Annotated in this window: 16 protein-coding genes; 12 read left to right on the forward strand and 4 right to left on the reverse strand. The window is 68.4% G+C overall.

All coding sequences use genetic code 11. The features are described 5' to 3' along the window. Nucleotides 1–3 precede the first annotated feature (3 nt). Both ACFOPH_RS02720 and ACFOPH_RS02725 read right to left on the reverse strand, forming a co-directional pair. Nucleotides 4–1,170 (reverse strand): putative sulfate/molybdate transporter, encoded by a 1,167-nt coding sequence (locus ACFOPH_RS02720; protein WP_379733316.1) that lies wholly within the window; start codon nt 1,168–1,170, stop codon nt 4–6. Nucleotides 1,171–1,178: 8 nt separating this feature from the next. Then, on the reverse strand, nt 1,179–2,273 hold the full coding sequence (locus tag ACFOPH_RS02725; protein ID WP_379733319.1) for a substrate-binding domain-containing protein: 1,095 nt from the start codon (nt 2,271–2,273) through the stop codon (nt 1,179–1,181). Between the two features lie 133 nt (nt 2,274–2,406). Here ACFOPH_RS02725 and modA point away from each other — a divergent pair, with 133 nt between their 5' ends. The 5 genes from modA to ACFOPH_RS02750 all read left to right on the forward strand — a co-directional run bounded on the left by modA (nt 2,407) and on the right by ACFOPH_RS02750 (nt 5,969). Further along, nucleotides 2,407–3,210, forward strand: a complete 804-nt coding sequence (gene modA, locus ACFOPH_RS02730; RefSeq protein ID WP_379733322.1) for a molybdate ABC transporter substrate-binding protein — start codon at nt 2,407–2,409, stop codon at nt 3,208–3,210. A gap of 11 nt (nt 3,211–3,221) precedes the next feature. Then, entirely contained in the window at nt 3,222–4,043 is an 822-nt protein-coding gene (locus tag ACFOPH_RS02735; protein ID WP_379733325.1) for an extracellular solute-binding protein, read from the forward strand. A 1-nt stretch (nt 4,044) separates the two neighbouring features. Next, on the forward strand, nt 4,045–4,554 hold the full coding sequence (locus ACFOPH_RS02740; RefSeq protein ID WP_312553410.1) for a molybdopterin-dependent oxidoreductase: 510 nt from the start codon (nt 4,045–4,047) through the stop codon (nt 4,552–4,554). 87 nt (nt 4,555–4,641) lie between these two features. Next, nucleotides 4,642–4,884, forward strand: coding sequence for a hypothetical protein (locus ACFOPH_RS02745; RefSeq protein WP_312553408.1), 243 nt, complete (start codon nt 4,642–4,644; stop codon nt 4,882–4,884). Nucleotides 4,885–4,967: 83 nt separating this feature from the next. Further along, nucleotides 4,968–5,969: an HDOD domain-containing protein gene (locus ACFOPH_RS02750; RefSeq protein WP_379733328.1), complete on the forward strand. Its 1,002-nt coding sequence runs from the start codon at nt 4,968–4,970 to the stop codon at nt 5,967–5,969. Nucleotides 5,970–6,003: 34 nt separating this feature from the next. On the opposite strand, the gene ACFOPH_RS02755 is transcribed toward ACFOPH_RS02750, so the two are convergent. Beyond that, nucleotides 6,004–6,429 (reverse strand): thioredoxin family protein, encoded by a 426-nt coding sequence (locus ACFOPH_RS02755; protein ID WP_312553403.1) that lies wholly within the window; start codon nt 6,427–6,429, stop codon nt 6,004–6,006. 105 nt (nt 6,430–6,534) lie between these two features. On the opposite strand from ACFOPH_RS02755, the gene tsaB reads away from it, so the two are divergent. From tsaB to ACFOPH_RS02775, 4 genes are read left to right on the forward strand one after another with little or no spacing between them, the layout of a single operon-like run. Then, nucleotides 6,535–7,242, forward strand: a complete 708-nt coding sequence (gene tsaB / locus ACFOPH_RS02760; protein ID WP_312553400.1) for a tRNA (adenosine(37)-N6)-threonylcarbamoyltransferase complex dimerization subunit type 1 TsaB — start codon at nt 6,535–6,537, stop codon at nt 7,240–7,242. Beyond that, nucleotides 7,239–7,709 carry a ribosomal protein S18-alanine N-acetyltransferase gene (rimI, locus tag ACFOPH_RS02765; protein WP_312553398.1) on the forward strand — a complete coding sequence of 157 codons (471 nt, stop codon included), beginning with the start codon at nt 7,239–7,241 and terminating at the stop codon, nt 7,707–7,709. Before tsaB ends, rimI begins: the two co-directional genes overlap by 4 nt. Then, nucleotides 7,706–8,650 carry a uracil-DNA glycosylase gene (locus ACFOPH_RS02770; protein ID WP_379733333.1) on the forward strand — a complete coding sequence of 315 codons (945 nt, stop codon included), beginning with the start codon at nt 7,706–7,708 and terminating at the stop codon, nt 8,648–8,650. The genes rimI and ACFOPH_RS02770 overlap by 4 nt, the downstream gene beginning before the upstream one ends. Further along, entirely contained in the window at nt 8,631–9,599 is a 969-nt protein-coding gene (locus ACFOPH_RS02775) for a DUF1853 family protein (protein ID WP_379733336.1), read from the forward strand. Before ACFOPH_RS02770 ends, ACFOPH_RS02775 begins: the two co-directional genes overlap by 20 nt. A gap of 225 nt (nt 9,600–9,824) precedes the next feature. On the opposite strand, the gene lplT is transcribed toward ACFOPH_RS02775, so the two are convergent. Further along, nucleotides 9,825–11,075: a lysophospholipid transporter LplT gene (gene lplT / locus ACFOPH_RS02780; RefSeq protein WP_379733339.1), complete on the reverse strand. Its 1,251-nt coding sequence runs from the start codon at nt 11,073–11,075 to the stop codon at nt 9,825–9,827. Nucleotides 11,076–11,246: 171 nt separating this feature from the next. On the opposite strand from lplT, the gene alr reads away from it, so the two are divergent. The 3 genes from alr (at nt 11,247) to ACFOPH_RS02795 (ending at nt 14,132) form a co-directional block, all read left to right on the forward strand. Then, entirely contained in the window at nt 11,247–12,356 is a 1,110-nt protein-coding gene (gene alr / locus ACFOPH_RS02785; protein WP_379733342.1) for an alanine racemase, read from the forward strand. After that, nucleotides 12,349–13,728 carry a DNA repair protein RadA gene (gene radA / locus ACFOPH_RS02790; RefSeq protein WP_312547661.1) on the forward strand — a complete coding sequence of 460 codons (1,380 nt, stop codon included), beginning with the start codon at nt 12,349–12,351 and terminating at the stop codon, nt 13,726–13,728. The genes alr and radA overlap by 8 nt, the downstream gene beginning before the upstream one ends. Nucleotides 13,729–13,811: 83 nt before the next feature. Beyond that, nucleotides 13,812–14,132, forward strand: coding sequence for a PilZ domain-containing protein (locus ACFOPH_RS02795; protein ID WP_312547660.1), 321 nt, complete (start codon nt 13,812–13,814; stop codon nt 14,130–14,132). The last annotated feature ends 128 nt before the right edge of the window (nt 14,133–14,260 follow it).

A 14,260-nucleotide genomic window follows, 5' to 3' on the forward strand; every position in this document is an offset into this window, starting at 1 on the left:
CTTTCAAGTGCGCCGCCATACGACCCAATGCACACCCACACCCACCAGCAACGCCAGCCCCACGTTCCACAACGCCACCGCCGCCGTCACCAGCACCGGCACCAGCACCCGCCAGTCGCGCGTGCGCGGCGCATTCCCCGCGACCAGGCGCGCGCCGGCAAGGGCGAGGATGACGCCCAGCACGGCCGCCGGGATGGCATGCAGCAGGAAGGCGATCGCGCCGCTGAAGCACAGCGCCAGCACCAGCAGCACCGCGCCGAAGATGACCGGCGCGCCGCCGCCGCGCGCGCCGAACGCGGCGTAGGCCGCCATGCCGCCGGCGCCGTGGCACATCGGCGCGCCGCCGACCATGCCGCCGAAGAGGTTCATCAGGCCGGTGGATAGCGACAGCTTCTTCACGCTGGCCGGCCGGTCGGGGAACAGGCGGTTGTTCTCTTCGCTGGTGCCGATCACCGCGTTCCCCAAGGTGAGCGGCAACTGCGGCAGGGCCAGCAGCAGGGTGCCGGCGACGAGGTCGTCCCAGCGCAAGTCGCCTGGCGCGAAGGCGGGCAGGCGCAGGGCAAAGGCAAAGCTGGCTTCGCGCCACAAGTCCGGATTGCGCGCCACGCCATAGGCCAGGCCGCCGAGCAGCAGCACCAGCATCGCCGGGAATAGCCGGCTCTTGCGCAGCAGCAGCGCCAGCGCGAGCGCGGCCAACGCCGCCGGCCAATCCCCATCCATCATGCGCAGCCCCTGCAGCACGAAGCTCAGGCCCAGGCCCAGCATGACGCCCAGCACTGCCGTGCGCGGGACCAGGCGCGCCAGGCGGGTGGCCAGGCCGCTCATGCCCAGCAGCAGCCACAGCGCGCCGCTCACCAGGCTGGCGGCGACGACCGCATTCGCCGTCACCATGCCGGCCTGGGCCACGGCAAGGGCGCCGACGGCCTTCATCGGCTGCACCGGGACCGGCGTGCGGTAGGCCAGGCCGCAGCAAACCAGGGCCGCGCCAAAGGCGAGCAGGATGCCGACCGGGTCCATGCCGAGCACGGCGACGTAGGCGACGACGTAGGGAACGAAGGTGCCGAGGTCGGCGAAAGCGGCGGCCCATTCGCGGCCGTCAAAGCGCAGGCCGGCGCGCGGGCCTTGCTCCTCGCCTGCCAACGCGCCTCCATGCCTCAGCTGTTCGTCCATGGCCGTCCTCACTTCGGCTTGCGGAAGGAATACCAAGGCAGGGCGCGGCTGAGCGGAATCACCTGGCCCGCGCCGGCGGTGTCGTAGCCGGGCAGGTCGCGAATCCCGTCCTGCCAGGCGCTACGCCCGAGCAGTTCGCGCAGGGTGCTGATCGGCGCCACGTCGACCGTCTCCTTCAGGCAGACAAAATAATACTGCTCGCGCATGACCGGGATGAAGTCGAGCCCGAACTCGGCGGCAGCGGCCTGGATGCCGAAGCCGGCGTCGGCCAGGTTCGACGCCACCGCCGCGGCCACCGCCAGGTGGGTGGGCTCGGCGCTGTCGAAACCCTGCACGCGGGCGGGGTCGATCTGCGCCTGGGCCAGCAGCTGCTCGACCGCGAGCCGGGTGCCGGACTGGGGCTGGCGGTTGACGAAGCGCACCTCGGGCCGCGCCAGGTCCTGCACGTTCAGTATGCGCTTCGGGTTGCCGCGCGCGACCATCAGGCCCTGCTGCCTGCCGACGAAGTTGATCAGCTTGTGGCGCCCGGGTTTCAGCAGCGCCTTGAATGCCTTCTGGGTCATGCTGCCGGGGGCGCGGTCTTCGCTGACGTGGAAGCCCGCCAGCAGGCATTCGCCGCGGCTGAGGGCTTCGATGCATTCCATGCTGCCGCGGAACTGCAGGTCGAGGTAGAGCTTGGCGTCGCGCGCCAGGCTGTCCTTCAGGCGCGGCAGGGCCAGGTCGTGGCTGGCAACCATCGGGATCACGTGCACGTTCGGATCGAAGGCCAGCGCGAATTCGCGCTCCATCTCGGCGATCAAATTCTCGACCTGGGGCATGACCCGCATCCGCGCGCGCTGCTCGGCGAACAGCAGCTTCTCGCCGAAAGGCGAGAGGCGGGCGCGCTTGCCGCGTTCCCAGACGATCAGGCTGGACGCGAGCGCCGTTTCCCATTTCTTCAGTTCGCCCCAGACGTGGCGGTAGGACAGTTGCAGGCGCGCGGCAGCCTGGCCGACCGAGCCGGACGCATGGATGGCGGACAGGATGTCGAACAGGGGATTGTCGAGCTGGGTCCGCATGCCGGCGCATCGGTCGAAGGTATACGCGAGCTTAACGTGCAGCATATTCAGGGTGCAACATATGCAATGATGTTCATATTGAAAGTTTTTAAAGGCGGCTTACCATAGCACATCGATAACAATGACACAGGGGATGTGCATGGAGATGCACTCGAACAAAGGGGCGCGGAGGGCGAGCATGGCCGCGAACTGCTTCGCCACCTTGCTGGCGGCCTGTGTTCCCGGCGCCGCATGCGCGCAGGACGCCGCCCAGGCCGCTCAGGTCACCGTCGCGCCCGTGCTGCTGGCGGCCGGCAGCCTGCGCCCGGCCTTCGGCGAGATCCTGGCGGCCTGGCGCGCAGCCGGCGGCAAGGAGTTCGCGGCCCAGTATGGCCCCTCGGGCAAGCTGCGCAAGGAGATCGAGGGCGGTCGCGCCGTCGACCTGTTCGCCTCGGCCTCGCCCGAGCATACCGAGGCGCTGGCGCGCCAGGGCCTGCTCGGCGAGTCGCGCATCTTCGCCCGCAACGCCTTGTGCGTGGTGTCCACGCCCGAGGTCGGCCTGCGCGCCGACAGGCTGCTCGATACCCTGGCCCGCCCGAGTCTGCGGCTGGCCACCTCGACCCCGGGCAGCGACCCGATGGGCGACTACACCTGGCAGTTCTTCCGCAAGGCCGATGCGCACAAGCCCGGCCTGTACGCCGTGTTCGACGCCAAGGCGCTCAAGCTGTCGGGCGCCGCCAATCTCGACCCGAACAGTACCTTGCCCTACATCGCGGCCTTCGCGGACGACAAGGCCGACGCCTACATCATGTACTGCACCAACGCGGTGATCGTGCGCGAAGCGCTACCGCGCCTGGACATGCTGCGCATCCCCGACAGCCTGAACGTGCCGAGCAGCTACGGCATCGCCGCGCGCAAGGGTTCCGCCGAGGGTGAAAGCCTGCTGCGCTTCGTGCTCAGCCCACCCGCGCAGGACATCCTGCGCAAATACGGATTTCAATGAAAGGAAAGAGCATGACCCTACTGAAGAAACACCTTGCCCTGCTGGGCTTCCTGATGGCCGCGGCCACGGCCGCCCCGGCATTTGCCCAGCAGGTGATCCGCCTGTCGACCACCACCAGCACCGAGAATTCAGGCTTGCTGCAATACCTGCTGCCGAAGTTCGAGGCCAAGACCAATTCCAAGGTCAACGTGATCTCGGTCGGCACCGGCAAGGCGCTGGAACTGGCGAAGAACGGCGACGTCGACGTGACCCTGGTCCACGCGCGCGCCAGCGAAGACAAGTTCGTGGCGGAAGGCCATGGCGTGAACCGGCACGACGTGATGTACAACGACTTCATCATCGTCGGCCCCGAGAACGACCCGGCCGGGATCAAGGGCAGCAAGGACGTGCTGGGCGCGATGAAGAAGATCGTCGACAGCAAGTCGAAATTCATCTCGCGCGGCGACAATTCCGGCACCGACCAGATGGAGAAGGGCTACTGGAAGCAGGTCGGCAGCCAGCCCCAGGGCCCGGCCTACGTCTCGGCCGGCCTGGGCATGGGCGAGGTGCTGAACATGGCGGCCGAACTGCGCGCCTACACCCTGACCGACCGCGCCACCTACATCGCCTACCGCGCCAAGACCGGCCTGCAGATCGCGGTCGAGGGCGATCCGAAAATGTTCAACCCCTACGGCATCATCGCGGTCAATCCGCAGAAGCACAAGGAAGCCAACTACAAGGGCGCGATGCAGCTGGTCGAGTGGATCACCTCGCCCGAGGGCCAGGGCCTGATCGGGTCGTTCAAGGTCGAGGGCCAGCAGGTGTTCTTCCCGTCGTACAAAGGCGAGAAGTAAGATGCGCTCCGCCGCGCATGCGCTGTTGTTGCCGCTGCTGCTGGCCGCCGGCCTCGCGGCGGCCCAGGAGGCGGTGCTGGAGGTCAAGGTCGGCTCCGGCGCGCCGCGGCGCCTGGGCCAGGCCGAGCTGGCCGCGCTGCCGCAGACCGAACTGGTCGAGGCGCGCAGCGTCGGCAGCGGGGCGAGGGCAGAGAAGGCCGAGGTGCGCTGGCGCGGCGTGCTGTTGCGCGACGTGCTCGATGCCGCCGGCATCCAGGACCTCGACCGCTACGCGCTGCGCCACTCGGGCGTGGTGGCGCGCGCCACCGACAACTACGCGGCGCTGTTCTCCTGGGGCGAGCTGTATAACGCCGGGGGCGGCGACAACGTGCTCGTCATCACCGCCATGAACGGCAAGCCGCTGCCCGCCAGCGAAGGGCCGTATGCGCTGCGTTCGCTGGGCGACACCCGCTCCGGGCCGCGCCACGTGAAGTGGCTGAACCGGGTCGAGGTGTTCACCGTTCCGAAGTAGCGGCTTTTCCTGCCGGCTAGCCGACGCCGCGCGCCGGCGGGCTGTGTCACACTGGCATGCCATTGAACGACACGCAGGAGGAACATCATGGCTAACCAGAACCAGCCGGGCCAGCACGCCCATCCCGACATGCAGCAGGCGGGCCAGCCGCAGCAACAGGATCAGCAGCAACAGCAGCAGCAACAGGAACGCGACGCCGCCCAGGCCCAGGGCGAGGCGCGCGGCGAGGAGAACTTCGACGGCCTGAAGGACAAGAAGCCCGAGGACCTGACGCCGGAAGAGCTGCGCCTGATGGCCGACACCATGCCGGGCGAAGGTCCCGGCGACTGATCCCGCCCGCCGTTTTTCGGCCGGGCCTGCCGCCGCATCATGTAAAATCCCCGGCGACTGTATTTTCATAGGTGGCACGCGACATGGGTTGGATCGGCAAGCTGTTCGGCGGCGAAGCAGAAAAACCGGCGGCGCAGGCGGTCGAGACGGCGGATGCGCCGCCGCTGGCCGACACGCACGCGCCGGCCAGTCCTGCCGAAGTCGACGCCGCCTGGTACCGCTGGCTGGTCAGCGCGAACTGGCCGGCCGCCTCGCCCGACACCGAACACCGCATCCTGGCCGAGCTGGCGCGCCTGGCGCAGTCGCCGGCATCCGGCGCCGCCCTGGTGCCGCGCGTCCCTGAAATCATCCCGCAACTGCTGCGCACCTTGCGCGACGAGAACATGAACGCGGCCGATTTGTCGCGCCAGATGGGCAAGGACGTGGTGCTGGTCGCCGAGGTCTACCGCGAGGCGAACCTGCCGCGCTACCGCCCGCGCTATCACTCCGGCCCGCCGGTCGACAGCATGGAAGCGGCCATCATGCTGCTCGGCCAGAACGGCATGCGCATGCTGCTGGCGCGCGTGGCCCTGCGTCCGGTGCTGAGCGTGCAGACCGGCGCGCTGGCGAAACGCGCGGCGCCGCTGGTCTGGACCCAGTCCGAGAAATGCGCGCTCGGCGCCAGCATCCTGGCGCCGCATGCGCGCGCCAGTCCCTTCGAGGCCTACCTGGCCGGCCTGATCGAGAACGTCGGCCTGGTGGTGGCGCTGCGCCTGGTCGACATGGCCTGCAAGGACGGCGCGCTGCCGCAGTCCGACGATTTCGTCGCCGGGCTGTTCGCCGGCGCACGCCTGCTGTCCTCGCGCATCGCCCGGCTGTGGGAATTCCCCGAGACCGTGGCCGAGGCGATCGCGCGCGCCGGCCGCTCCGAGGCGCCGCCCCTGGCCCGGACGCTGGCGCTGGCCGACCGCCTCGCCAAGCTGCGCATGCTGGTCGACGCGGCGCGCGTCGGGGCCGACGATCCTTTCGTGATTGCCGGCCTGGACCGGGCGGCGCTGGCCTGCTTCGAGCGGCTGCGGGACGAGGAAGACGAAGACGAAGACTAGGCGCGGCGCGAACGCCGCGCGGCTCAGGTAATGCTCAGGCGGCGTTCTGCAGCAGCGTGCGCAGGTTACAGTCGCGCTGCCAGTCGCGCCGCTCGGCGCTGGACTGGGCCAGGCGCGCCAGTTCCTCGGGCGCCAGCTCGGCCTGGGCCTGGACCAGGCGGTCGGCCACGGCGGGGTCGGGCAGCATGGTGCCGAAGAAGGCCACGGTGTCCTCGCGCTGCACCAGCAGGGTAGGGAAGTTCTCGACATCGAGGTCGCCGACCACGTCGGCCTGGTCTTCGATGTCGATCCAGACGAAGACCTTGTCCGGGTGGCGCGCGGCCAGGCCGTCGAAGGCGGCGCGGTAGCCGCCGCAGGTGCCGCACCAGGCCGCGCACAGGCAGGCGACGACCCAGCGGTCGCCTTCGATGGCGGCGGCGATCGTGTCGCGGTTGTCGAGCTCGAGTGTCAGGCTATGCATGGGCGCATTCTACCTCGGGCGCAGCAATCCAGCTGAACATCGCAGCAGCAGGGTGTCTGGCCGGCGGCCATGGCCGGGTCCCGCTCCGGCGGGTTAAAATAACGCATGCCTATCATCCTTGCTATCGAAACCTCGTCGGAACTCGCCTCGTGCGCGCTGCTGTCCGGCGCCCAAGTACTTTCTCGCGAATCCGGCGGCGTGCGCACCCACTCCCAGGCCGTGCTGCCGATGGTGCAGGAACTGCTCCTCGAGGCCGGCGTGAAGCTGGCCGACGTCGACGCGGTCGCCTTTGGCGCCGGTCCCGGTTCCTTCACCGGCGTGCGTACCGCCTGCGGCGTGGCCCAGGGCCTGGCCTACGGCGCCGACCTGCCGGTGGTCCCCCTGGTTACCCTGGAAGCGATGGCCGAAGCCTGCCGCGCGCGTACCGGCGCGACCGAGGTGCTGACGGTGCTCGACGCGCGCATGGGCGAAGTCTACTGGGCGCAGTACCGCTACGACGGCGGCTGGCAGGTCGTCGCCGAACCGGTGCTGGCGGCGCCCGAGGCCGTGCAGCCGCTGCCGGCCGCTGGCCTGGTCGCCTGCGGCAATGGCCTGGCGGCCTATCCGGACGCCTATGCCGGCAAGGATTTTGCGACGCAAGGCATCGGCGACATCATCCCGCATGCGCGCGAGCTGGCGCTGCTGGCCGTGCCGGCGCTGGCGGCCGGGCAGGGTGTCCAGGCGAGCCAGGCCCAGCCGCTCTACCTGCGCAACAAGGTGGCCTACACCAGCGCCGAGCGCCAGGCGATCAACGCGGCCAAGGCCGGCGCATGACCGGCGTGCCTGTCCCGCCAGGACTGGCGCTGCGCCCGATGCTGCCGGCCGATATCGACGAAGTCCATGCGCTCGAGTGCAGCGTGTTCCCGCACCCATGGAGCCGCGCGAACTTCGACGACTGCCTGGTCAGCGGCTACGACGCCTGGGTCGTGCGCGAGGAGGAAGGCAAGCTGGCCGGCTATTTTCTGCTGATGTATGCGCTCGACGAAGCCCACCTGCTCGACGTGGCGGTGGCCGGCGAGCGCCACGGCACTGGCCTCGGGCGCTGGCTGCTCGACAGCCTGTGCGCGCGTGCCCGCGAGATGGGCGCGACCTCGGTGCTGCTGGAAGTGCGTCCGTCGAACGAGCGCGCGCTGCACGTGTACCGGCGCTACGGTTTCGCGGAGATCGGCCGGCGCAAGGGGTATTATCCGGCGCATGAGGGCAAGCGCGAGGAAGCGATCGTGATGAGGTTGGACGTATGAAGGTGAGCGAACGCGACGAGGTCTTCCTGCAGGAGATGGGCATCGCGCCGCTGTGGCGCCTGCGCCATGCGCCACAGGAGGCGGCACGGGAGGAAGCAGGGCAGACCGAGGCGGCGGCGGAGGCATCCGCGCCCGTGGCCGATGCCGAAGCACCGGCTGCGCCGGCGCCTGCCGCTCCTGCACCTGCGCGTGCGCCTGCACCTGCTCGGTCGCCCGCACCCGCACCCGTGCGTCCGCCCGAGCGCGACCCGGCCTGGGGCCCGATCCCGGTCACGGCCGCCCCGCCGCCGCCTGCCTGGACACCGCCGCCTCCGCCCGAGCCGGAGCCCGACCCGTTCGCCGTCGACGAAGCGGCGATCGCCGTCATGGATTGGGACGAGCTGCGCACCGCGATCGCCAACTGCAAGCGCTGCGGCGCCTGCGCGGGCGGCGCGAAACCGGTGTACGGCGCCGGCGCCCGCGAGGCGCGCTGGTTCGTCGCCGCCGGCGCCAGTTCCGCGGCCGACGAAAAGGCCGGCGCGCCCCTGTCGGGCGAGGCCGGCAAGCTGCTCGACAACATGCTGGCCGCGGTCGACCTGTCGCGCGAACGCGATGTCTACGTCACCAACCTGGTCAAGTGCCGCCCGACCACCGCGAACGGCGGCGACCGCGCGCCCACTCACGACGAAGCCGCCGCCTGCCGTCCCTTCCTGGAGCGCGAACTGGCGCTGACAAAGGCGTCGACCGTGCTGACCCTGGGCCAGATCGCCGCCAACGGCCTGCTCGGTAAACCCTTGCAGGAGCCGCTGGCCGGGTCGCGCGGCGCGGTCCACGCCTTTGGCGCGGCCAGCCTGGTGGCGACCCTGCATCCGGGCGAACTGCTGCGGCGCGGCCTCGACAAGGCCCAGGCCTGGGCCGACCTGTGCCGCGCGCGAGCTGCCCATGCGCGACGGGACCGATAGCTACCAGGCGTCTTTCCATCGCCGCTGGGGCCACCTGCGGCGCGCGCGGGTGCGTGCGCTGGCCTGGCTCCTCGATTCTCCCGACCTGCTCGACGCCCAAGCCCCGCACTGGCAAGGGCGCATCGCCTCGCTGGGACCGGTAACGGAGGAAGCCGCGCGCTGGCTGGCCGAACTCGACCGCGACCCGGCGCCGCTCGACGCCGCCCTCGGCGCGCGCGTCTACACCCGCCTCGGCCTGTACGCGGAAAAGCTGATGGCCTTTTATTTCCAGCACCAGGGCCGCCTGATCGCGCACGGCCTGCAGGTGCGCGCCAGCCGCAACGACACCGTCGGCGAATTCGACTTCCTGCTCGAGGCCGGGCCGGATGCGGCCGAACACATCGAGTTCGCCACCAAGTTCTACCTCCTGCAGGGGGACGCGGACAAGGAATTCGACGCCCTGGTCGGCCCCAACCTGGCCGACAGCCTGGGCGCCAAGATGCGCAAGATCTTCGAGCGCCAGCTCGAGCTGGGCGCGCATCCGGCGGCCCAGCCCTTGCTGCCCAGGCCGGTGGCGCAGGCGCGCGCGCTGGTGAAGGGCTGGCTGTTCTATCCGGCCGGCAGCTGGCCGGCGATGAGCGGCATCACGGCCGGGCACTGCCGCGGGTTCTGGTGCGCGCTGGACGAGCTGGATGCGACCGGGGCGGATGCCTTCCTGATCCTGCCGCGCCTGCAGTGGCTGGCGCCGTTTCGCGCGATGTCGGCCGCCTCGTTGATGAACCGCGCGCAGCTGCACGCGGAGCTGGAAGCGCAGTTCGAGGAATCGCCCTCGCCGGTGCTGGTGGCCGTGGTGCGCGAGACGCCGGGCTGCGTGGAAGAGATCGAGCGCGGCTTCATCGTGCCGAACGACTGGCGCGAACGCGCCGCAGCCCGCCGTGCCGGCGATGCGACGCGAAATATTGTCTGGTAAGTATTAGTTAATTGCAAATATTATTTGCAGGCTTGTAGGGTGGGCACGGCGTACCCACGCGTTACGCACGTGTCCTATATTGTTGACAGGGCTGCAGCGCTACGCGGCGTCGACAGAACCGCTTGCGGCAGAGTGACACGTTATCGAGCGATGATTCCGAACACGTAGCCGGGTGAAACGCACGAAACGCGTGGGCACGGCGTGCCCACCCTACGAATGCGGCGCTTAATGCTTGTGCTCGCCAATCAAGGCCAGCGAATCGTGCTGCGCCTGGTTGCGCTGGTGGCGCCTGAGGATCAGGTAAGTGATGCCCGCGATCGACAGGCCGAAGATCACGATGATCACGTTCAGGTCGAGGTTCAGGGTGATCATGATGGCGTACATCGCCAGCATGGTCAGGATCGACAGGTTCTCGTTGAAGTTCTGCACGGCGATCGAGTGGCCGGCGCTCATCAGGACGTGGCCGCGGTGCTGCAGCAGGGCGTTCATCGGCACCACGAAGTAGCCCGACAGGAAGCCGATCAGCGCCAGCAGCGGGTAGGCGACGGCGACGTCGTAGACGAACACCATCACGGTGACGACCAGGCCCATGAGGATGCCCATCGGGATCACGGTCAGCGATTTCTTCAGCGGCACGATCTTCGCCGCCAGCGCCGCGCCGACCGCGACGCCGATCGCGACCACGCCGATCAGGTTGGTGGCCTTGTCGAGCGGCATGTCCAGCGAGCGCTCGGCCCACTTCAGCACGATGAACTGCAAGGTCGCGCCCGCGCCCCAGAACAGGGTGGTGATGGCCAGCGAGATCTGGCCCAGCTTGTCCTTCCACAGCGTGGCCGAGCAGTTGGCGAAATCGGCGATCAGCTTCATCGGATTGCGTTCCTGGTGCTCGTAGCGGGCGCCGGTGTCGGGAATGCGCAGGTTGAACAGCGCGGCAAGGATATAGATGCCGACCACGACCGCCATCGCGGCCTCGCTGGTGGTGTCGATGCCCGGAACGTGCAAGCCGACCAGGAAGGCGGAGCCGGCCTGGCTCACCAGCGCGCCGCCCAGCACGGTGCCGAAGATGATCGACATCACGGTCAGGCCCTCGATCCAGCCGTTGGCGGCGACGAGTTTTTCCGGCGGCAGCAGTTCGGTCAGGATGCCGTACTTGGCCGGCGAATACACGGCCGCGCCGAAGCCGACCACGGCGTAGGAGAGCAGGGGGTGCACCTCCATGAACATCAGGGCGCAGCCGAAGATCTTGATCAGGTTCGCGATGAACATCACGCGGCCCTTCAGCATGGCGTCGGCGAAGGCGCCCACGAAAGCGGCCAGCAGGACGTAGAACAGGACGAATGACAGCTTCAGCAGTGGAGTCAGCGAAGCCGGGGCATTCATCGTCACCAGTATGTCAATGGCTACGAACAGCAGCGCATTGTCTGCCAGCGACGAGAAGAACTGCGCCGCCATAATGGTGTAGAAACCACGGTTCATCGAGAGTATCTGAAAACGAGTGTGGGTTGCTTTATACCATGAAAGGTCGGCTCGCCAAAGAAAACAGCCGGGCAGGACCCCGTCCGGTCCGGTAAAATAGAACCCTTCACCTAATTTGCGATTCGCCCGGTTTCCGGTCTTTTTTCGTCATTTTTTTCCTGTCCGCCTGCCATGCCACGCCCGCTTTGCGCCACTATCCACCTCGATTCGATGCAGCATAACCTGGCGCGCGCACGCGCCTGCGCCCCCCAGTCCAGGCTCTGGGCCGTGGTCAAGGCGAACGCCTACGGCCATGGGCTCGAGCGCGGCATGAAAGGCTTCGCCCAGGCCGACGGCCTGGCCCTGATCGAGACCGAGAACGCCCTGCGCCTGCGCGAACTCGGCTGGATCAAGCCGGTCCTGCTGCTGGAAGGGATCTTCGACGTTTCCGACGTGCCGCTGCTGGCCGAGCACAACATCAACAGCACGGTCCACTGCCTGGAGCAGATCAAGATGCTCGAGTACACCCAGCTGTACCGCCCGATCGATGTGCACCTGAAGATGAACACCGGCATGAACCGTCTCGGCTTCAAGCCTGAAGAATACGCCGCCGCCTACAAACGCCTGCGCGCGATTCCAGGCGTGCGCAACATCACCCACATGACCCACTTCGCCAACGCCGACGAACTCGAGCACCCGCGCCTGACGATCGCCGAGCAGGTGCGCCGCTTCTGCAGCGGCGTCGAGGGCCTGGAGGGCGAGCGCAGCCTGTCGAACTCGGCCGGCGTGCTGCACCAGGAGGCCCTGGCCAACGAACTGCAGAACGACTGGGTCCGCCCCGGCATCATGCTCTATGGCGGCACCCCGGGCGGCGGGCGCACCGCGCACGACTTTGGCCTGCGCCCGACCATGACCCTGTCCTCCGAGATCATCGCGATCCAGGACCTGGTGGCCGGCGACACGGTCGGTTACGGCAGCCGTTTCGAAGCGACCGGCCCGATGCAGGTCGGCGTGGTGGCCTGCGGCTATGCCGACGGCTATCCGCGCCACGCGCCGCACGGCACCCCGGTGATCGTCGACGGCATCCGCACCACCGTGGTCGGCCGGGTGTCGATGGACATGATGACGGTGGACCTGACGCCGATCGCCAACGCGCGCGTCGGCAGCAAGGTCACGCTCTGGGGCGACGGCCTGCCGATCGACGAGGTGGCGAGCGCTTCCGGCACCATCGGCTATGAATTGATGTGCGCACTCGCGCCGCGCGTGCGCGTGAGCGAAGGACGGATGGGAACCCATGGCTAAGGCAAAAACCCAGTACGTGTGCAGCGAGTGCGGCAGCGTAGCGAGCCGCTGGATGGGCCAGTGCCCGGACTGCAAGGCCTGGAACACCATGGTCGAGACGGTGGCGGAAAGCGCCGGCGTGAACCGCATGTCGCAGACCCAGCACCACAAGGCGCTGGCGCAGACCGCGCCGGTGCTGTCCCTGGCCGACATCGAGGCGATCGACGTGCCGCGCTTCGGCACCGGGATCGAGGAATTCGACCGCGTGCTGGGCGGCGGCCTGGTTGCCGGCGGCGTGGTGCTGATCGGCGGCGACCCCGGCATCGGCAAGTCGACCCTGCTGCTGCAGGCGCTGGCGAACCTGGCCTCGGTGCGCAGTACTTTATATGTGAGCGGCGAGGAATCCGGCGCCCAGATCGCGCTGCGCGCCAAGCGCCTGGCGGTCGACGCCAAGGACCTCAAACTGCAGGCCGAGATCCAGCTCGAGAAGATCCTCGGCACGCTGGCCGACCTGAAGCCGGAAGTGGCCGTGATCGACTCGATCCAGACCCTGTACTCCGACGCGCTGACGGCGGCGCCGGGTTCGGTGTCGCAGGTGCGCGAGTGCGCGGCGCAACTGACGCGCGTGGCGAAGCAGACCGGCGTGACCATCATCCTGGTCGGCCACGTCACGAAAGAGGGCGCGCTGGCCGGTCCGCGCGTGCTCGAGCACATCGTCGACACCGTGCTCTATTTTGAAGGCGACACCCAGTCGAGCTTCCGCCTGGTGCGCGCGATCAAGAACCGCTTCGGCGCCGTCAACGAACTGGGCGTGTTCGCCATGACGGAAAAGGGGCTGAAAGGGGTGTCGAACCCCTCGGCGCTGTTCCTGTCCCAGCACGACAGCCAGGTGCCGGGTTCCTGCGTCATGGTGACGCAGGAGGGCACGCGGCCGCTGCTGGTCGAGATCCAGGCCCTGGTCGACGCCAGCCACCTGCCGAATGCGCGCCGGCTCTCCGTCGGCCTGGAACAGAACCGCCTGGCGATGCTGCTGGCCGTGCTGCACCGCCACGCCGGCATCGCCGCTTTCGACCAGGACGTGTTCATCAACGCGGTCGGCGGGGTGAAGATCGCCGAGCCGGCGGCCGACCTCGCGGTGCTGCTGGCGATCAACTCGTCAATGCGCAACAAGCCGCTGCCGCGGGGCCTGGTCGTGTTCGGCGAAGTCGGCCTGGCCGGCGAAATCCGCCCGGCCCCGCGCGGCCAGGAGCGCCTGAAGGAAGCGGCCAAGCTGGGTTTCTCGACGGCGATCATCCCGAAGGCGAACGTGCCCAAGCAGAAAATCGAGGGCATGAACATCATCTCGGTCGAGCGCATCGACCAGGCATTCAGCAAGCTGCGCGAACTGGATTGACCAGGCCGAAACCGGGCCGGGCTCAGCGGGGGCATGCGTTTTTGCCTATAATTGGGCCCGTTCCAAAGTTTCAGCGGTAAATCGTGCAGACAGATAACAGGCAGTCCCCACGCAAGGTATTCAAGACCCGCGCCATGCTGGCCGTCGAAGGCGCGGCGCCGGTGCTGGGCCGCACCTCCGACATCGGCGCCAACGGCGTCAGCGTCAGCGTGCCGCACCCGGTCGGTGTCGGCCAGTCGGCCCAGTTGCGCTTCGACCTCCTGGTCGACGGCAATATCGTTCCGGTGAACACGCGCGCCAAGGCCCAGTACTGCATCCTCAGCGGCGGCGATTTCAAGGTCGGCTTCCAGTTCCTCAACCTGGAGCTGGCTGCCATGACCGCGCTCTCGCGTTTCCTGCGCTGACGATCGGGTGCAAAAAGCAAAGCGGCGAGTGCCCATCGGGCCTCGCCGCTTTTTTACGTGTTGACGCGGCCCGCGCAGCAGGCTATTCGCTATTCGTGATAGCGGTCGTGCAGGGTTTCCGAGCTGCC

It is taken from the genome of Massilia haematophila, assembly GCF_042647645.1.
GTDB classification, from domain to species: domain Bacteria; phylum Pseudomonadota; class Gammaproteobacteria; order Burkholderiales; family Burkholderiaceae_D; genus Telluria; species Telluria haematophila.